General features: G+C 57.9%; 19 protein-coding genes and 1 pseudogene. 11 read left to right on the top strand and 9 right to left on the bottom strand.

Features of this window, described 5'->3' with window-relative positions; genetic code table 11:
• The first annotated feature begins 3 nt into the window (after positions 1 to 3).
• From IC235_RS04845 to frr, 3 genes are all read left to right on the top strand, one after another.
• A complete protein-coding gene (locus IC235_RS04845) occupies positions 4 to 507 on the top strand; it encodes a biotin/lipoyl-containing protein (protein WP_191004049.1) in 504 nt (167 codons plus the stop codon).
• 41 nt (positions 508 to 548) lie between these two features.
• Positions 549 to 1,349: a UMP kinase gene (pyrH, locus tag IC235_RS04840; RefSeq protein ID WP_191004048.1), complete on the top strand. Its 801-nt coding sequence runs from the start codon at positions 549 to 551 to the stop codon at positions 1,347 to 1,349.
• Positions 1,350 to 1,451: 102 nt separating this feature from the next.
• Positions 1,452 to 2,015 (top strand): ribosome recycling factor, encoded by a 564-nt coding sequence (gene frr, locus IC235_RS04835; protein ID WP_191004047.1) that lies wholly within the window; start codon positions 1,452 to 1,454, stop codon positions 2,013 to 2,015.
• Between the two features lie 77 nt (positions 2,016 to 2,092).
• Here frr and nadD read toward each other — a convergent pair whose 3' ends face one another.
• The 6 genes from nadD to IC235_RS04805 form a co-directional block, all read right to left on the bottom strand.
• Entirely contained in the window at positions 2,093 to 2,689 is a 597-nt protein-coding gene (gene nadD, locus IC235_RS04830) for a nicotinate (nicotinamide) nucleotide adenylyltransferase (RefSeq protein ID WP_191004046.1), read from the bottom strand.
• The gene (gene gmk, locus IC235_RS04825; protein ID WP_191004045.1) at positions 2,686 to 3,270 is read right to left on the bottom strand and encodes a guanylate kinase; all 585 of its coding nucleotides are present in this window, start codon (positions 3,268 to 3,270) and stop codon (positions 2,686 to 2,688) included. Before gmk ends, nadD begins: the two co-directional genes overlap by 4 nt.
• Before the next feature lie 29 nt (positions 3,271 to 3,299).
• Positions 3,300 to 3,599 carry a hypothetical protein gene (locus IC235_RS04820; protein ID WP_191004044.1) on the bottom strand — a complete coding sequence of 100 codons (300 nt, stop codon included), beginning with the start codon at positions 3,597 to 3,599 and terminating at the stop codon, positions 3,300 to 3,302.
• A 75-nt stretch (positions 3,600 to 3,674) separates the two neighbouring features.
• Complete coding sequence (locus IC235_RS04815) at positions 3,675 to 4,319, bottom strand: sigma-70 family RNA polymerase sigma factor (RefSeq protein ID WP_191004043.1); 645 nt, start codon at positions 4,317 to 4,319, stop codon at positions 3,675 to 3,677.
• A 295-nt stretch (positions 4,320 to 4,614) separates the two neighbouring features.
• On the bottom strand, positions 4,615 to 5,673 hold the full coding sequence (locus tag IC235_RS04810; protein WP_191004042.1) for a glycosyltransferase family 9 protein: 1,059 nt from the start codon (positions 5,671 to 5,673) through the stop codon (positions 4,615 to 4,617).
• Entirely contained in the window at positions 5,670 to 6,434 is a 765-nt protein-coding gene (locus IC235_RS04805) for a glycosyltransferase family 2 protein (protein WP_191004041.1), read from the bottom strand. The genes IC235_RS04810 and IC235_RS04805 overlap by 4 nt, the downstream gene beginning before the upstream one ends.
• A 130-nt stretch (positions 6,435 to 6,564) precedes the next feature.
• Here IC235_RS04805 and IC235_RS04800 point away from each other — a divergent pair, with 130 nt between their 5' ends.
• The 3 genes from IC235_RS04800 (at position 6,565) to IC235_RS04790 (ending at position 8,769) form a co-directional block, all read left to right on the top strand.
• Positions 6,565 to 7,764, top strand: coding sequence for a hypothetical protein (locus tag IC235_RS04800; protein WP_191004040.1), 1,200 nt, complete (start codon positions 6,565 to 6,567; stop codon positions 7,762 to 7,764).
• Between the two features lie 128 nt (positions 7,765 to 7,892).
• Positions 7,893 to 8,123: a hypothetical protein gene (locus IC235_RS04795; RefSeq protein ID WP_191004039.1), complete on the top strand. Its 231-nt coding sequence runs from the start codon at positions 7,893 to 7,895 to the stop codon at positions 8,121 to 8,123.
• A 103-nt stretch (positions 8,124 to 8,226) separates the two neighbouring features.
• Positions 8,227 to 8,769, top strand: coding sequence for a GNAT family N-acetyltransferase (locus IC235_RS04790; protein WP_191004038.1), 543 nt, complete (start codon positions 8,227 to 8,229; stop codon positions 8,767 to 8,769).
• A 66-nt stretch (positions 8,770 to 8,835) separates the two neighbouring features.
• Here the strand turns inward: IC235_RS04790 and IC235_RS04785 are convergent, their stop codons facing one another.
• From IC235_RS04785 to IC235_RS04775, 3 genes are all read right to left on the bottom strand, one after another.
• Positions 8,836 to 10,848, bottom strand: coding sequence for a T9SS type A sorting domain-containing protein (locus IC235_RS04785; RefSeq protein ID WP_191004037.1), 2,013 nt, complete (start codon positions 10,846 to 10,848; stop codon positions 8,836 to 8,838).
• A 289-nt stretch (positions 10,849 to 11,137) separates the two neighbouring features.
• Positions 11,138 to 12,115, bottom strand: a complete 978-nt coding sequence (locus IC235_RS04780; protein WP_191004036.1) for a glycoside hydrolase family 43 protein — start codon at positions 12,113 to 12,115, stop codon at positions 11,138 to 11,140.
• A 41-nt stretch (positions 12,116 to 12,156) separates the two neighbouring features.
• Complete coding sequence (locus IC235_RS04775; RefSeq protein WP_191004035.1) at positions 12,157 to 12,375, bottom strand: hypothetical protein; 219 nt, start codon at positions 12,373 to 12,375, stop codon at positions 12,157 to 12,159.
• 995 nt (positions 12,376 to 13,370) lie between these two features.
• Between IC235_RS04775 and IC235_RS04770 the strand changes: the two genes are divergently transcribed.
• The 5 genes and pseudogenes from IC235_RS04770 to IC235_RS04750 all read left to right on the top strand — a co-directional run bounded on the left by IC235_RS04770 (position 13,371) and on the right by IC235_RS04750 (position 18,181).
• On the top strand, positions 13,371 to 16,112 hold the full coding sequence (locus tag IC235_RS04770; protein WP_191004034.1) for a T9SS type A sorting domain-containing protein: 2,742 nt from the start codon (positions 13,371 to 13,373) through the stop codon (positions 16,110 to 16,112).
• 3 nt (positions 16,113 to 16,115) lie between these two features.
• Positions 16,116 to 16,313, top strand: a complete 198-nt coding sequence (locus tag IC235_RS22445) for a M36 family metallopeptidase (protein ID WP_191004033.1) — start codon at positions 16,116 to 16,118, stop codon at positions 16,311 to 16,313.
• Positions 16,314 to 16,396: 83 nt separating this feature from the next.
• Positions 16,397 to 16,918: pseudogene (locus IC235_RS22440) on the top strand (M36 family metallopeptidase); the annotation flags it as partial.
• A gap of 4 nt (positions 16,919 to 16,922) precedes the next feature.
• Complete coding sequence (locus IC235_RS04755; RefSeq protein ID WP_191004031.1) at positions 16,923 to 17,111, top strand: T9SS type A sorting domain-containing protein; 189 nt, start codon at positions 16,923 to 16,925, stop codon at positions 17,109 to 17,111.
• A 593-nt stretch (positions 17,112 to 17,704) separates the two neighbouring features.
• Entirely contained in the window at positions 17,705 to 18,181 is a 477-nt protein-coding gene (locus IC235_RS04750) for a hypothetical protein (RefSeq protein WP_191004030.1), read from the top strand.
• Positions 18,182 to 18,889 lie beyond the last annotated feature (708 nt).

Here is an 18,889-nt window from a genome sequence, read left to right as displayed (position 1 = left end):
AAGATGTTTCAAATCAGCACCGGCCCGGCCCAGCTCTGGGAAGTTGACTACCGCAACGCCAATGACGTCTCGCTTAATGGTCAGCCTTTTACCTGGGATATCGCGGATTTAGGAAGCGGTCAATACCATGTGCTACACGAGGGTCGCTCCTTTACTGCCGAGGTCGTGTCGGTCGATTACGCCACAAAAAATATTGTGCTCAAGGTAAACGGGCTACGGGTGGAGTTGAATGCCAAAGACCGTTTCGACTTGCTGCTTGAGCGCTTAGGCATGAGCAATGCCGTCAGCGCGAAAGTAAACGAGCTCAAAGCCCCGATGCCGGGCCTCATCGTCGACATTCGGGTAACGCCGGGCCAAGCCGTGCAGAAGGGCGACCCGCTGCTGGTGCTGGAAGCCATGAAAATGGAGAATATTTTGAAAGCTCCGGCCGATGGCACCGTGGGCAGCCTCAAAGTAGCCCTGCGCGACAACGTGCAAAAAGGCCAGGTACTGGTGCAGTTTTCATAGCTCACCTTTATCGAAATACCGAACTACTCAACTATTCTGACTTGAAATACAACCGCATTCTTCTTAAGCTCAGCGGCGAAGCGCTGATGGGCGAGCAGCAGTACGGCATCGACCCCGAGCGGCTGATGCAGTACGCCTCGGAAATAAAATCGGTCGCCGCCAGTGGTGTGCAGGTAGCCGTCGTGATTGGGGGTGGTAACATCTACCGGGGCGCCGAAGCCGAGGCGTTCGGCCTCGACCGGGTCCAGGGCGACTACATGGGCATGCTGGCCACGGTAATTAACTCCATGGCCCTGCAAAGCGCCCTGGAGAAGCTGGAGGTAAGCACCCGCCTGCTGTCGGGCCTCACCATTCAGCGGGTGTGCGAGCCCTACATCCGGCGGCGTGCCGTGCGGCACCTGGAAAAAGGACGCGTGGTGATTTTTGGGGCGGGCATCGGCTCGCCTTACTTCACCACCGACTCGGCGGCGTCGTTGCGGGCTATTGAGATCGAGGCCGACGTAGTGTTGAAAGGCACCCGAGTGGATGGCATTTACACCGCTGACCCGGAAAAGGACCCCACGGCCACCCGCTACACCGCAATCACTTTTGATGAGGTGCTAAATAAGAACCTGAACGTGATGGACATGACGGCCTTCACGCTCTGCAAGGAGAATAATTTGCCCATTGTCGTGTTCGACATGAACACACCCGGCAACTTAGAGCGTTTGCTGAATGGGGAGTCCCTGGGCACGCTCGTTAGCATGGGCGATACGGGAACCCATAGCACCAAGAAGCCGGTTATGGCGCCTATTCTCACTCCCCTGCAGCCGCTGGCGGGTAATCAGCCGGAGCAAGCGTAATTTTTAGTTGTCGGGGGCGGGCCGTCGGTTGTTAGTTTGCATCGCAAAACGAATGCCCGGGCCTGACAACTGATAACCAAACAACTGACCAACCTAAAGAAGATGGACGAAGAAATTCAGTTTTACCTCGATGAGCTTGCTGAATCGATGAGCAAGGCGATAGCGCACGTGAGCGTGGAAATGAGCCGCATCCGCGCTGGCAAAGCCTCGCCAGCGATGCTCGACGGCCTGCGCGTGGATTATTATGGTTCTCCTACGCCTATTAGCCAGATTGCGACTATTACTGCTCCGGATGCCCGCTCGCTGCTCATCAAGCCCTGGGAAAAGAACATGGTGGGTGAAGTCGCCAAAGCCATCAAGAACAGCGACCTGGGCCTGAACCCGGTTTCGGATGCCGACGGGGTGCGCCTCAACATTCCGGCCATGACCGAAGAGCGGCGGCGGGAACTGGTGAAGCAGGCTAAGAACGAGTCGGAAGCCGGTAAGGTACGGGTGCGGGGTATCCGCAAAGAAGTGAACGAGTCGCTACGGAAGCTGCTGAAAGAAGGAGCTTCGGAAGATGCGATTAAGAGTGCCGAGGAAAAAGTGCAGAAGACCACCGATAGCTACATTGCCGAAGTGGAAAAGGCCTTCAACAAGAAAGAATCAGAGATTATGACCATCTGATTCGGCTGGTCCCCCACCCCAGAGCCCCGACTGCCTTAGGCAGCGGGGCTTTTGCATTAGCAGCCTGGCTTCTCGCGCTAGTCCGCCGCGGGCCAGGTAGGAGTCCGCGGGTCCAGGAGCACTTCTTCGACAGCAGCGGGCACGAGGTAGCGGATGCTCCGGCCAGTCCGCAGGCTTTCGCGGATGTAGGTGGCGGAGATGTCCAGCAGGGGCGCATTCATAACCTGGGCCCGGGGGAACTGAGTTAAGTCCGGCAAGGTGGTACCGGGGCGCGGATACACATAGATATCAACCTCGGATAACAGGCGCGCTGCTTCCTGCCAGCGGGGAAGGCCAGGGAGATTGTCGGCACCCATCAGCAACACGAAGTCGTGAGCGGGGTGGCGCCGGCGCAGGGCCTCGAGCGTGGCAATGGTGTAGCTGGGCCGTGGCAGATTGAACTCGATGGGTTCGGCCCGGAGGCGGGGGTTGCCGGCCAGGGCTAGCTCAACCAGGCGCAGACGTTCCGCCTCGGGCAGTAAGTCGGCCGCAGCTTTGAACGGGCTATGGGGCGAAACCACCAGCCAGACTTCAGTTAGATCGGTTCGCGTAGCAAAGTGCTCGGCCAGGATGAGGTGGCCGGTATGAATAGGGTTGAAAGAGCCGAACAGCAGCCCTACCCGAGCGGCACTCATACGATGGGCGACCCAGCACTGATGAATTGGCGCACCAGCTTCTCGGCCTGGGCCGTGGCCTCGTCGAGGTCATCGTTGACAACGGTCACGTCGAACCGGTCTTCGAAAGCCAGCTCGAAGTTTGCTTTGTATATCCGCGAAGAGATGCTGGATTGCGAGTCGGTAGCACGGGCTTGCAGGCGCTGCTCGAGAACGGCAATAGAAGGCGGGCGAACAAAAATTGCTAGCGCCCGGTCCTTGTAAAACTCCTTGATGCTGAGCCCACCCTTCACGTCGACGTCGAGGATAGCATGCTTGCCGCTGTCCCAGATGCGCTCAATCTCTGATTTCAGCGTGCCGTAAAAGGCCCCCTCGTACACTTCTTCCCACTCCACAAACTCGTCGTGACGAATCTTGTCCTGGAACTCTTGTACCGAAATAAAATAGTAGTCTTTGCCGTTCTCCTCGGCCCGGCCGCGGCGGTCGCGGGTGCAGGCCGAAATAGAAAAGCTCAGTTCCGGCACGCGCTCCATGAGCCGATGCACAATGGTGGTTTTGCCCGCGCCAGACGGAGCTGAAAACACGATGATTTTGCCTTGCATCGCGCAAAGCTAACCAGTAGTGTTCGGTATTAGGCTACCTGGGCGGCTACGCGGGCTACGATGGCGTCGTGCAGGTGGGTCGGAATGGGCCGGCGGGAGACGCGCTGATTCAGGAAGTCAATGAAGATGCGCTGCTTCCGGATGTCGTCGAAGCAGGGAGAGCAATCGGTGGCGTGGTCGTAGAGATAGTCCTCTTCTTCCGCCGTCACGGGCTGGCCTTCGATGAGTTGGTCTAATACAGTATTCACGCGTTCGCAGTCGGGGCCATTGTCAGGGGTAGTGACAACGGGGGCCGACGTATTGGTTTGTGTAGTAGCAGATAGATTCATAATTGAGAAACCGGGAAAGAAGTGAAAGACAACAATGACGAACGGACCAGCAGAGCCATGCTCTTCTTGGGTTGGTTAATTCTTATCGAGCGCGGTTAGTTCCGTTTCGTCATCCATTGCATCATTTCCATATCCCATTGACTGAGCGTATTTCTCCAGCTTATCCTTCAGAAAATTACGGGCCCGGTGCAGGCGCGACCGAACCGTACCTATCGGGATATCAAGTACTTTGGCCATCTCCTCGTAGGTAAATCCTTCCAGGTCGCACAGGATAATAACGGTGCGAAAATCCACTGGTAAAGAATTTAAGGCGCTGGCTACTTCGTCGCCAATTAAATCGCGGGCCGACTGCTGGCGCAGGTCGGAAGAGGAGGCGCCTACCTCACCTTCGGATTCGACGTCGTCGGGGTTGTAGTAGCCCTCAATCTCGCTGTAGTCGACCTTGGCCGGCTGCTTGCTTTTCTTGCGGAAGTCGTTGATGAACGAATTCTTCAGGATGCGAAAAAGCCAGGCCTTAGCGTTAGTGCCCGGCTCGAAATATTCGAAAAAGCGGTACGCCTTGAGGTAAGTTTCTTGCACGAGGTCATTGGCATCATCCTCATCGAGGGTGAGCCGGTAGGCAAAGTTGTAGAGCGGGTCAAGCACAGGCATCAGCTCAGCCTGGAACCGTCGGTCTTTTTCCTCTTTGCTCAATTTAGCCCGTTCGGGAGAATCGCTCATACAAGTGGGCGGGGGAATGAATTATAGGCCGAAACCTACGAATATAATGGCGAAATGGTGCAAATTTAGCTAAAACTACTGGTTGGCCGCGTGGGCTACCGAGCGCTTCGACCGTCAGGACCACTGGCACCTAACAACTAGTGCGCGGGCTGGCCAGCTTACCTTTTTCAACGGCAAACTGCCCCTGCCGCTACGCTTAGCCAGTCAGGCACTGCTCGCTGTACGGATTACGGCGCTCAGTAGGTTGCGCTACTGACCAAGGCTCGCGGCTCTAAGGGTGCGGATTCGCCATTGTTTACCGCCCCGATGGCTCTACTCTTCCGAAAAGTAACGGGGCCCACTGCTGCACACGGGCAGCTACGGCCGAGGCTGCGATGGCACGAATGCAAGTACAAGCGGCAGGCTGAGTTCGGCAATCCTCGCAGCCAGGCTTATCAAACACTAGGAACTCGGCGAATGCGCCCAACGGCCCCCAACGGCCGGGATGCATGGGCCGAATGGGTGGGTAAAGCCCCAGCGCGTGACGGCCCAATGCGGCGGCGAGATGCAACGGCCCCGTACTGCCGGCCACTAACCCATCAGCAGCGGCGATGAAAGCCATAAACTGAGGCAAGCCAAGCTGCCCGGTGAGGTCGGCTGTGAGAAAGGCGGCGTGCTGGGCCAGCCAAGGCCCCAGCTCCTCCCCTTCCGCCGCCGTGCCGGTGATGAAGACGCGGTGGCCGGCCTGGTGTAGCTGGCTGGCAAGCTGGCCATAATTAGCAAGCCCCCACTCGCGGGCGCTGCCGCGGCTGCGAGGGTGCAGGATAACGTTGAGCTGGCCAGGCTGCCGCGCCTGCAATAATTGCTGCACGTGCGGCGGCAACACCTCGGGTGAGCGCAGACGGACCAATTCGGCTACCTCCGGCAAGCTGGAAGGGTGGATGAAGCCCAGCGGCTGGAGGAGCTGCAGGTTCAGCTGGGCCTCGTGCAGGGAGGAATGGCGCCGGCTCAGGGCCACGAGGCGGTTGCAGGTAAACCAGTGCCACCAACGGTTGCGGGTGCCAATGCGAACGGGAATTCTGGCCAGCCGGGCCAGACGAGCCAGGTTCTTGTTGGGGAAAACATGGATAATGGCGGCGGCCTGGTACCCGCGCAGGGCTGCTACCTGCGCGGAAGGACGCAGTTGCAGCAACTCATCCAGGTTGAGAAAGTCATCGACCCAGGGGCAGGCAGCAGCGACGGGTGCGGTGTAGGTGCGGCCAATCAGCACCACCCGACAGGCCGGGAACCGCTGCTTGAGCTGGCCCGCCACTGGTAAAGTCAGCACCACATCGCCAATGGCATCGGTCCGGGAAATGAGAAAAGTAGGGCTCATGCCTCTGCGCGTTCGGTCCGGGTTTTCAGCTTGGCAAATTTCAGGAACACGCCCCAGGCCGAAATGCTGGCGATGCACAGGCCGGCAAAGCCATCGAGCAAGCCCAGCCGGAACACGTAGCCATGCACAAACTTCCAGAGGGGCTTCAGCAGCAGATGAAACAAGCCGACGTTGGTTTTACCACGCAAAGCCAGCTCCTGGGCCGTGATGCTGGTGAATTTGTTGAGCTGACTGACGTGTTGCGCGATGGAGGTGTACGAATAATGCAGGGCATCGCCAGCGAGGTGGCCGGTGGTCTGGCCTTCATCGACTTCGTAGCGCTCGTGCAGGAGCAGGCCCGTCCAGCGGCCGAGGCGGCGGTCGTAGAGGCGCAGCTTGCGGTCGGGGTACCAGCCGCCGTGGCGCACCCAGTGGCCGCAGTAGTTGGTGAGGCGGGCCAGGGAGTACGCCGCGTGCCGCCAATCGTGTTTCGCGGTGCGAATGGACTCACGGAGCTCGTTGGTTAGCACTTCGTCGGCGTCGAGCTGAAGCACGTGGTCGAATCGAGCTTGGGCCGTGGCGTAGTTTTTCTGCTCCACGTAGCCAGCAAACGCATGCTGGATCACCCGAGCCCCGTGCTGCTCGCAGATTGCCACCGTGTTGTCGGTCGAGAAAGAGTCGACGACGACGACATCATCGGCCACATCGCCCAGCGCTTCGAGGCAGCGGGCAATGTTAGCTGCCTCGTTGAAAGTGATGACGACGACGGAAAGAGAAACCACGCAAAAAACCGGCTAATTGGCTGGTCATGGACAAAGATAGTAGCACTTGGCGGGGCTCCGGCCGGGTGGACCTTAAACCTTTTTCCGCCACATCCCGTCTTTACATTTTCACATCTTCGACGCTACCCGCATGCTTCCCAGACAGGGCACCGACGCACAAGAGTACCGCACCGCTAAAATCGCACGCATCCTCATATACGTGCTGATACCACCGCTAACGCTACTATCTCTGGTGATGCCCTTCTTACTGATGCAGGTCAAGAACCCATCGCTAGTGGTGAGTAGTGGCTTTGGCGTCCTGGGTGTGGGCCTCGCTGTTTTCTTCATCTATGGTTTGATTGAAACGGTTAAGGGCCTCATCATTCTCAATGCTAGAGAGATAACCCAGATAGGCGCATTCAAAATCAAAACCCTGCTCTTACAGGAAATAGCCGGCTACCGAATTAGCGCTTACTACACCCACGTTTTTCCCAAAGGCCCTTCTCTGCCCACCCTGAAAATCGGCAACACCACCGAGCGCTACCGTGAGCTTCAGCAATGGCTCGCCGCACAGTACCCTGACCTCGACCAAGTGGATACCGACCGGGCCATTGCGTTCATTTTGGAAGATCACAACCTTGGCCGCACCCCCGAGGAGCGAGCTAAAGCCCTGACGCAAGCCAAAACTACGGCGCTTATCCTCAACATTGCCGGCGGCGTAGCCGGCGCTTGGGCCATTTTTTATCTTCCTCCTTACGAGTGGGTTATTGGAGCATGCTTGCTGGTGCCAATACTAGCTACGATAGCCCTGTGGCGATTCCCACACACGCTGCGCATCGACCAAAAGAGCAATAGCGGCTATCCATCGCTTTTGATAGCTACCTTAATACCATGCCTAGGATTGCTGATACGGGCCCTATTTGATTACCAATTGCCGAGCTATGCGCCCATGTGGCCACTGGTAGGTACGGCTGCGACGGGGGCCGCGCTAGCCCTGGCCATTGGCAGCCGGCAGTTCTTGTTTCGGGCGTGTTCACGGGTCAGCGTTGCGCTTACCATTGCGTTACTGGCACTGCTGTATGGTTATGGAGCTACATCCACCATTAATGTAGTATACGACACGGCTGAGGGTGCTACGTTCAGAACCAAGGTGCTAGGCAAGCACTACACAAGCGGCAGAAACAACAACAGGACCTACTACCTCAAAGTAAGCCCTTGGGGACCAGTGACCTCAGCCGAAGACGTAAGGGTAAGCCACGACTTCTACCGGCAAACCCAAGAGGGGCAGGCCATCACTATTATGCTGTTGCCCGGGCGCCTGGGCGTACCGTGGTTTTTGGTGGTAGAATGAGGTGCGGGGGTCGGCAGCGGGCCCAGTGGTCAACAGTTGCTGAAATATTGCCGTAGGAAGAGTCGCTATTCTTCGCCTTGCAAGCCGCACTCCGTGCGTAACTTGCGCCCGCAATTGTTTCCCCACTCATGAAAAAAACGCTTCTTCCTGGCCTGCTGGCCGCTGCTTTGCTGTCGCTCACGCTGCCCTCGTGCGGCCCATCCGCCACGGAAGGCGACGACGACATTCCTACCTCCGCGCTGCCTCCCTTGCCCGCCGCTCCCGACACCACTAAGGGTGCCAAGCAGCCCGAGCAGTTTCGCGAATTGAACTCGGTGAATGCTACCGAAGACATCAAAAAGATGCAGCAGCAGATGTAATAGGCCGCTGGCAATTATATCAATGAGCAATGAACAGGGCGCCGACAGGACTCTTTCATTGCTCATTTTTTGTTACTGATTACCACCCTTTTCACTCCTAATCGTGCCCGGTACTTCGACGACTGCCAACTATAATTTGCGCCGCGGCGTGGAAGCCGATCTGCCGCGGGTACTGGCCCTTATTCAAGAGCTGGCCGCCTACGAACGGGCGCCGGAAGCGGTAACGAATACGCTTGCCGCCATGCGACGCGACGGGTTTGGGCCCGCGCCTATTTTCAGCTTTTTCGTGCTGGAAAACAGCGCGGCCGAAATCATCGGTCTGGCCTTGTTCTACACCGCTTATTCCACCTGGAAAGGCCGGATGCTGTACCTGGAAGATCTGGTGGTAACGGAGTCGGCCCGACGCAGCGGCCTCGGCCAGCGGCTGTTTGATGCGGTGGTAGCCGAAGCCCGGGCCACCGGAGCCGTGCGCCTGAAATGGCAGGTATTGAACTGGAACGAGCCCGCCATTGCCTTCTACAAAAAGCTGGGCGCATCGATTGAGGATGAATGGTTTAACGGCAACCTCGACGAAGCCCGGTTAGCCAGCTATCCGGTGGCACCGGAAATAGCCGCCGCGACGGCCCTTGGCCAACAACACGGTTAGGATGCTCCTAAGGGCATTAGTCGGTGGAGAGGCTGATTGGTATTCTTGATTATTTGCTAGCGGTCGTTATTGCCGGACAAACTTGCGGCTCCCAGTACCACCTTGGGCATCTTGCCAGCGTAGCACGTAGAGGCCCGGCGCCAGCCCTGCCACATCCAGCCGGAATACGTTCAGGCCCGCCACCGCACTGGCTCGAGTAGTTCGGATCTGCCGCCCCAGCACGTCATAAAAACGAAACACGAGGGTGCTTTCTACCCCCGCCGGATACTGGAGCAGCAGTTGGTTGCCGGATACCGGGTTGGGAAAAATGAAAGCGGCAGTCCCGCCTTCAGTTGTTAATACGATGGGGGCCACAGCATCGCGTGAGCCATCAGGCCGAATCAGCCGCAGGCGGTAATAAAGCAGTCCCTCGGGGTTGCTGGCATCTAAAAACTGGTATTGCCCCGTAGCCGGCAGGGGGGTAATGGTGCCGAGCTGTACCCAGGCCGTGGTGTCGGCCCCCGCACTACGCTCCACCACGAAGCCGCTCAGCAAGCACTCATCGCGCGTGGCCCAGGTCAGCGTAACTCCCACCCCAGCCGCAAACTGCGCGTTAAAGCTGGTGAGTGGAGCTGGCAGCAACGCTGGTTTACCACACCCCAGGTTTTTAAAGCTGCGCACCCGCAGTACCTGGCGCCCACCCACCACGTCGCTGGCGGGGTTGAGCGCCCGGGTGTTTTGTCCGCGCGCAATAGCATAGTGCATCACCGCCCCGGGCAAGATGAGATGGTTGAGCTGTTGGGCATGGCCCAGCTCATGCACCGCTACGGTTTCAAAATCAGTCTGATTGAGTGCCCCAACCGCTGGCGCGGGCCCAAACTGAAACAGGGTGTTGTCGTCGAACTGCATGTCTATTTCATTCACCCAGAACACGACTTGGTTGTCGGCGTCGTAGCAGCCGCGGTAGTAGCTGGTGGTGCGGCCGAGAACCCGGGCGGGCAACTCCGGCCCGGCATCGAAGGCCACCACGTTCCGGCCGTCATCGCCAATGGCATTGGTGGTGGCGGGGGGGCCTACTTCCCAGTTCATGCCGGTCTGGCAGCGCCACGTATTCAGCGCCCGCCGCCACGAGGCCGCAGCCGCGGCATTGGCGGCCAGATTAGGTCCGAAGAGGAAGGTAATGCCCCCGGAGCTATTCTGGGCTATATGGTTAGGCCGCTGCACGAGGGTGCCATCGGTGTTTTCTACGTTGGTGAGGGCATAAATAATCGTAACCCGGTCCGCCGTTTCAGCAGTTTGCTGGTCGCTGGTGGTGACGCGCACGGGGCCTGAGCCCGCCGGGTGGCCGCCACTCACGGGCAGGCCCCCACTGGCAGCCGATGGCACCCGCACCTGAATCTGGGTATCGGTCCAGCTGAGGTAGTCGGCATTGCGGACTTGTACGCGAGTCGCCCCGCCGTCGTCAGCATTACGAAATTCCACCGACCCACTGCCCCGGCTGTTGCCGAAGCCGCTACCATTGATAGTGAGCACGGCCCCGGCTCCGGACGGCAGGGTTTGCGGCGTGAAGCCGGAGATAAGGGGAGCCAGGGTGCCCCGGTGGGCCGTACCCGAAACGGGCCCCAGGGCCGGATTGGCTTGAAGCACTTGGCGCGACTGGCCGGTAAACTGGCTTATCTCCGCGTAAAAAGCCGCATCGAGGGCCGGGTAGCGGCGGAAGGGCTCGGAGGCCGTCCGCTCGGCGAGGTTATATTGAATGAAGCCTTGCTCACTGCCGAAAGGCGTCCAGGCGCGGCCGGGGGTAGTCGGCAGGTCGCGCCACGGCGCGGGGGTCAGGAAGAAAACACCCTGCTGCCCAGGCACCAGCCGCAGGGTATTGGTGAGAATTTGTTGGTCGAGCCCCACCCGTCCCCCCTCCGTAATGAGGACGAGGCCCGTGGTATCGGCAACCTGACCCTTCAGGAGTGCAAACACCCGCAGCCGGTGCCGGGTAAACAGCCGACGGTGACTCGCATCCCAAAACCCCTGCGCATCGAATACCTGGGCCTCAACTACCAAGGCCGACTGCTGGGCCCGGCTCGCAGGCTCAAGGGGCTGCATTAGGCAGTGATTTTCGGAACCAGGCACTTGGCCGATTGCCGGCCTGGCAGCAGCCAGACCCAGGGCCAAGGCCAGCCCTAATCGACAGCTAATAAATCGAAAAGAAGATAGTGTAGACAGCATGAATGGCAGAAGAGAGGCAGTACAGATTCTGGTCAAGGTAAGTAAAAAGGCTGCTTATGCTTGAGGTGAGCTAATTCCCAGCCCGGAAAAACGTTTGCCAACCCCTCACCGAGGGGGCGGTGAAACCACACTAGGCCCCGAGCAGCCAGGCTGCGGGCGGTACTTGCTACTGCCCCACCGGCGCCGGCTGGGGCTGCCAGGAGGGCGAGCCGCCCCGCACCATGGGCCAGCCCTCGGCGTATTCGAGCTTGTCGAGCAGCAAGATACGGCGGGAGTACCCTTCGGCATCATCAATGGCATCGAACGTCGGCTGGCGGGGGTCGATGGCGTGGTAGGCCAGCCAATCCTGCCCGGCGGCGTCGGTCACCACACAGTTGTGGCCGGGAGCGTGCCAGTGAGCGTTAGCCGCCAGCAGAGCCGCATGCGGGTTGGCGGTAGCGGCGGCGTAGGTTTCGAAGGGCCCGGTGGCCTGACGAGCCCGGGCCACCAGTACGGCGTAGTGGGCTTGGGCCCCGCAGCAGTTATCGCCCGAAAAGAACAAGTAGTACCAGCCATCATGGTAATGCACCCAGGCGGCTTCTACCAGGCGGTGGTAATCGTCGGGGTCGTCGGAAACGCTGGGGTAAACGACGGCTTGCGCTGTACTACCCGGCTGGAAGCTAAGTCGGTCGTCGGCTAACTCGCGCACCCAAATCGGCCCGAAGCCCGAACCCCAGTACAGCAGCCGTCGGCCAGTAGCGAGGTCATCAAATGCCATGGGGTCGATACAGGTGAAGCCGGGACCAGCAAGCAAGGGGTGCCCACTATCGACGAACGGGCCAGCGGGCGAACTAGCCACCGCCACGGCTAAGCTGAGGTAGTCGGCACCATCGGGCCGGGCAGAATAATAGAGGAAGTAGCGCCCATTGTGCTCACTGACGTGCGGTGCCCATATTTTCTGGCTTTGCCTGGCCCAAGTTGGTTTATCAGGCAAGCCCTCGCCCAGGTATTCCCAGTTAATCAAATTCCGCGACTTGGCTACCTGGAGGTTAATAATGAGGCCGGCGCGTTTAGTTTGGGTACCGTACGCGTAATACCAGCCATCGGCGGCGCGAATGAGCGTAGGATCCGGAAAATTATCGTCGATGATAGGATTGGTGTACATGAGTGGTCGGTTGGTAGTTAACCGGGGCAATTAATAACGGATCACTGCTGACTATCGACGGCTATCTGCTGCTGTTGTAGCCATACATAGGCGGAGGCAACATCATCAAACGTGCCCACGTACGGATTCTCGATGGTTTGCGCAATGGTCTCGGCGGTTTGTCGGGCCACGAGGTTGCTGGGCAGCACCCAGGCAATGTACTGTAAGCCGGCCTCGCGCATCTCATGCAGCCACCAGGCGCCCCGCAGGGTAGGCTGCATGGTGAGGTGGGTGATGTTAGAAGTATCGTTAAGAATCTTGTGACACGGCCACGCTCGTAAGGCATCCAGTAGCCGCCGACAACCTGTCCGTGCCGAATGCCGATCGTGCTCTCCTTTCCAGTCGGCATAAAGCCACTGGTTTTGCGCATCGTATCCAATAAATATTCCGGGAGAATCAACGATGGCGTGTAACTCCATAAAAGTAAGCTCAGGCTCCGCACTCAAAATACGAAGGTATTTGAGCGGCCAAATTATACATTCACAAACGATTCATACCGCAAAGGCTCGGCGATTTTCGCAACCTTGGCCGGACACTGGCATAACCAGGGCCCTTTCTAGCTACCTACTATGCCAACTCTCCGGGCCAGCTTTATGCAGCTGGAGTACTCTATTAATAATTTTACAAAAAAGCTTGACAATCAACCATAAATCCAACCCATATACGGTGCTTATTGGGTTCGTCACGTGCTTTTGCTAAACCGCTGGTCTGGGGAGGAGTAGGGTGGAAACCGATGTCCGGGATCAGGGAAATTTATTTTTCAAGCTCCGTCTATTGAGGAGCATCGGACTTTTTAAAGCAAGTCGTCAATTACATTACTGCTTTCTGCTCAGTTTCCCTGGAATGGCCCGCATACCGACTGCGATAAGGCGATAAAATCAGTTTTGCATTGCGAAAATCGATCTAGCTGGAGTGGAGAGTTGCTATGCTGGTCGCAGCCGCTCTACCTATACCAACTTCGACCCAACGAATCGAGCGAGGCTTGCGCGGGCTTAACCGCCCATTGCTTTTCCTCTTTTTACCAATTGCCCACAGGCACTGGAAAAATTTGGCTAAGCCGTAGTTCAGAGGCACTTCGCAGTTGCCAGCATAAACTATTTGTAGAATATTCCGTGCAAAATTTGCATATTGCCTCCCCTAAGGTCGCCCTACCTCCCTTCTGATGAGGCGGCGCGACTTTTCCGTTCGTTTTTCACTTTCCATCCTGCTTTTCTTTATGGTTAATTCCTACGTTTTGAGAACACTGCCCCGTCGTCTACGGCACGTCGGCTTAGCCGCGCTGCTGGTAGGCAGCTCCGCAGTACTGGTACAGGCGCAGGCGCTCAACTACATTACTACGGGGGCAACTAACGTAGTCACCACGTATACAGACTTAACTACCACGGGCACGGCCATCGCCACGGCCAACACCGACGATGCTAATTCCGCCGCCCAGCCCATCGGGTTTACCTTCAACTATAATGGGGCGACCTTCACTCAGTTCGTGCTCAACACCAACGGCTTCATCAAGCTGGGCAACCTGGCCCCCTCGAGTACAGCCATGTTCCTGAGTGAAACCCCTGGTACCCCCAGCACTGACCCCTTTCAAAGCGCCGACGCCAACATCATCGCGCCTTTTAACATCGACCTGACCGCGGGCGCGGCCGGCAATACCGAATACCGGGTGGCCACCACGGGGGCTTCCGGCTCCCGCATCTGCACCATTCAGTGGAAAAACGTGCGGGACAAAGCCAGCGTCAACCCGACGCAGTACACCAACATGAGTTTTCAGGTGCGCCTTTACGAAGGCACCAACGTGATCGAGTTGGTGTATGGCCCTGCCACCGCTAGTGCTTCAGCGACGTTTCGCTCCACGCAAGTTGGACTTAAAGGCACCTCCTTCGCAGACGGGCAAATTTTACAAGCCAAGAAGCAGCCCACGGATCCCTGGAGCGCGGCCACATTTGCTAGTGTTCTGACCGCTGGTTCCCTCAACACTCTTAACGCCAGCGCTGCCTCTCCGCCTACTGCCGGGCGCACGTTTCGATTCACGCCGATTCCGCCAATTCCGAATGACGTCGCGGTGCAGGCCGTTTACACCCTGGGCAAAATCGCCAGCCCCGGCGCCCTGCCCCAGGCCGTGCGAGCCATCATAGCCAACGTGGGCACGGCCACCCAGAATAGCGTCGTCGTTACGCTGTCCATCACGGGGGCCAATACCTTTACCAACATCCAAAACCTCGCTATTCTGCCCGCGGGGGCGCGGGGCACGATAAATTTTGCCAACCTGCCGGCCACGCTCAATGCTGGCACCAACACAGTCACCGTCTCCGTAGCGGCTGATGGCAACAATACGAACAACTCCGTGACCGTGTCCCAGCTCGTCACTACCAACCGCATCAGCTATATCGAGCCCGCCTTACCCAATGATGGCCCCGCTGTCTATTACAGTAATGCCTCGGCCGGGGGCGTACTGAGCGTAAAATATACGGTCCCGAGTCTGCTCGTACTCACCGACGCGGTCGTCACGTTCGCCGCGGTGCCTTCGAATCCCACTACCGCTTTTCAGGTTATAGTATATGATGCAACGGGCGCGGGCGGTGTTCCGGGTAACGTGCTTTACACCTCGCCCACTCAGAACCGGCCGGCCGCTGGGGGCCCCGTCACCATTACCCTGCCCAACGTACAGGTCAATGGTCCCTTCCACGTGGGGGTGAAAGAAGTTGGCACCACAGGGGCATTTATTGCCTCGCAACGAGAGACCCCGTTGCGAAACGCGATTTTTTACTCTTCTAGTAATGGACTAGCTCCCTGGAGTGACTTAGCTTTAAGTCCAACACAGAGTCGCTTGGCCATTGAGCTAGGCCTGTCCTCCGTGCCTAATTGCACCGCGCCCACGAATTTGGGCATCACGGGCTCGACGACGACGACCGCTACTGCCACCTTCACGGTCTCCAGCAACACCAGCAGCCAGGAGCTGATATACGGACCGGCCGGCTTCGACCCCACCACGGGCGGAACCACCGTCACGGCCCCGGCCTCGCCCTTTACCATCACGGGCCTGCAGCCCAACACCAGCTACCAGGCCTACATCCGCGCCGCCTGCACGAACGGCGGCACGACCTTGCCGGCCGGCCCCGTGACCTTCAGCACCAGTTGCGATCCGCTGACTAGCCCCATCAGCAGCTTCCCCTACAGCGAAGACTTCGACAACGTCCCCACGGGCCCGTCCCTGCCCTGCGGCATGAGCATCCTCAATGCCAATGGCGACGCGGCTACCTGGGCTCTGACCACCTCCACCCCGTTCTCCGGCCCACGCGCCATCCGCTACAATGGCGCGACAGTCAGCGACGTGGCAGCCGATGACTGGCTCTTCACCCCCCCCCTGGTGCTGACGGCCGACAACCGCTACCAGGTGGCCTTCCGCTATCGGGCCGAGGGCATCGCGGGCAGCCCCTCGCCCTTCACCGAGCGCCTGGAGGTCCGGTCGGGCACCAGCGCCACGGTAGCCGGGCAGACCAACCTGCTCTACACCAACACGGCCATCACCAACACAACCTACGCGCTGGCCAATGGCGCCTCCCTCCCGGTAGTAGCGCTGCTGCCGGCCGGGGCCAGTACCCAGTATGTGAGCTTCCACGTGAACAGCGCCGCCAATCAAGGCGCGCTCTACCTCGACAACATTGCCGTAACGGCCATTCTCGGCGCGGCCAACTCCGAGGCCCTGCTGCGCGCCGTGAGCGTGTTCCCGAACCCGTCGGCGACGGGGGTCTTTGATCTTGAGATCCACGGGGCCAACGCCAAGGGAGGGCTGGAAGTGCTCGTCAGCAATGCCCTGGGCCAGCGGGTGCACACGGGCTCGGCCCGCGACAACTTCACCAACCCACTGGATCTGAGCCGCCTGCCGGCCGGCCTGTATACCCTGCGCCTACGCAACGGCGCAGAAACCATGACCAGCCGACTGAGCATTGTTAAGTAAGTTTTGGGAATCGACAACCCGGACATCGATGGCTCGCTTGACAATGGCGTGGTTTCGCACGAATTTGGCCACGGCATCAGCAACCACGTGACCGGCGGCCCCGGTAATAACAACTGCCTAGACAGCGCAGATGGCTCTCAAACGATGGGCAAGGGCTGGAGTGATTTCTTCGCCCTGTGGATGACCACCCGGGCGACGTAAGAAGCACTAGCTGCTACGTGAGTATCTACGTTTTGAAGCATACTTATGCCGACGGCCCGGGCATCTGACGGAAGCCCTACAGCACGGATTTCACCAAGAATAACTGCGTGTATTCGCAGCTCAGCATGGGCACGGGCCAGTACCAGAAAACCCACAATGTGGGGGAAGTGAGGGACACGGTGCTCTGGGACCTGAGCTGGCAGTTCATCTACAAATACGGCTACAAACCCGACTTCTTCAGCGCCCCGGGCGGCAATAACAAAATGCTCAAGCTCGTGCTCGACGGCTGCAAGCTGCAGGTCTGCCAGCCCGGTTTCCTCGACGGACGCGATGCGCTGCTGCGGGCTGACACGCTCACTAACCGCGCGGCCAACGCCAGCCTGATCTGGAACGTGTTCGCCCGCCGTGGTATGGGCTACCGCGCCGTGCAGGGCGACCGAATCAACGGTAAGCCCCGCGTTACCGGCCTGACTCCCGCCTTCGACCTGCCGCCCGCGGCTCAGGTTATTGTCCTGAACAACCACGGCGTGGTGGCCGGCAGTGCCCTGGAAGCCTATCCCAACCCGGCCCAGGGCCGGCTCACTGTGCGCCACTCAACTCAATAGCACCATGCCGATGGAAGTGACCCTGCTCGACCTGCTGGGCAAAGCTGTGCTGACACCCACCTGTGTGTCGGCCGCGCAGATGCAGCAGAATGGCGTGGAGCTGAACACCAGCCACCTGGCCGCGGGCCTGTACGTGGTGCGCGTGACTACCAGCGACGGTATCTTCACTACCAAGGTGGCCATCGAGCACTAAACCCGCCACTGCTTCCCGTTTAAAAGAGCCCGGCCTCGGCCGGGCTCTTTTGTGCTCTTCGGCCAACCGAGCGCGCTCTATTTGGTTATTGTGTCCGTCGTTCTCTAACTCAGGATTAGCAGGCCAGTACCACTTATACAAAAGCACTACTCCTTGACTCGGTTAGCTTCTGCATACTAAAAGGTCCCGCCGATTCAGTTCTGTGCACCTTAACGCCGGGAGGGCCGATAATGGCTACGGTGGTCAGCCCTCAGCCGAGTGGTCTGCCCCCACTGCGGCTGGCGGTTAGAAACGGCACCCAGGCTAGCGGGCCGGAGCGGCTTGGTCCATATCCCATACGCTGGGTCGTCGAGCCCCCATCAGTTGGCTTCACTGGGAATTCTAACTAAGCCGCGACTGTGAATGCGAGACCGGCTGCACGGAAGCAAGCTTCCTCTAGCCAGCAGCGGCACTCTATTTGCAAATATATAAAATACTCTATTACAGCATCTTATTAAACAAATTGCATTATGCAGTACAATTTATCATTGTTCAAACAACATTCTAACCCTTTATGCGTTGATATGTCTATTTTTCAACTTTTACCCCCTTCCATGAAAATCATTACCCTGAACGCGCTCACATTGGCTATGGTGGCTAGCTGCTGCCTCTTTACTTCTTGTGAAAAGGATGAAGAGAAGGAAGAGTTTATACTCAAATCCAGAACGGATTTATTGACGACTAAAAACTGGCGTGTTTCCGCTGTCAGTTTTGTTGCTGGTACCACCACGACAGATGTATATGCGCTCCTACCTGCTTGCGAAAAGGATGACTTTGTAAAATTTAATACTAATAAATCTTTACTTTTCGATAAAGGCCCACTAAGGTGTGACCCAAGTAGCCCACAAACGACTACCGGGTCATGGGATTTAACGGTCAACGACACGAAGTTGACGACTAGAGAGTCACCTACTGCTTCTGGTAAATTGTTCGATGTTGTAGACATCTCAGAATCCACGCTTACACTCTCGAGACCTACTACTTTTCGTGGCGTTGCGGGAACGGAAACCCGAATTTCGACCGCCTTTTAACTTAGGACTTCTGCTTTGCAGATATTCCACCTGAAGTATCTTATGAAGCAAAACTCCCACTCTGGCAGGCCAGGGTGGGAGTTTTATGTTGATTGCTTTTCAGATCTTCACGAAGACGTTGGCTCCAGCTGTAGTACCGTCAGCAACTCCGGTGTTGTCTCATCAGCCAGGGGCAGCCGCGCCACGATAACCCACGCCTGGCAGCCGTTGTTTTCGATGAGCTAGCCGCTGGCGTTCAGGCTACCTGGGATAGCTAGCTATCAGCGTTTTCGACATTGTGGGTGGGTTTGAGCGAGGCCCGTGTAGTGGGTGATTCCGAGCTGCGAGAAATACTGTATTTGGTTGGGTAGCCAATGAACGGAGCAACCCACCATTACCAGAGCAATTCTATAGGGTTATACGCTCTTAACGCGAGCAATGGCAGCCTCTCACAGCGCAGTGGCAGCAAGTTAGCTCTGTGAAGGCGAAGGTCATAACCAAACCATCCGGCAGGCCTTCTTCGGTAGCGAGAATCGTCTACTGAATGGAGGCACCCCCTCATTTGCCGAGCACCACTTAGGCTAAAAGCAACGGCTATGAAGCTAAAAAGGTAACGTGCAGAAAAATAACCGAGTGCTTATACCGCTAATTACCTGTGATTTGAGTAGATTCGCTCATCATTAAGGAGATTATATTATTTAAAGCGTGAGCATGTTATATTCTAAGTGT

The sequence above is a fragment of the Hymenobacter montanus genome, assembly GCF_014699115.1.
GTDB classification, from domain to species: domain Bacteria; phylum Bacteroidota; class Bacteroidia; order Cytophagales; family Hymenobacteraceae; genus Hymenobacter; species Hymenobacter montanus.
Note: the sequence above shows the minus strand (reverse complement) of the source record. Positions and strands in the feature narration are given on the sequence as shown.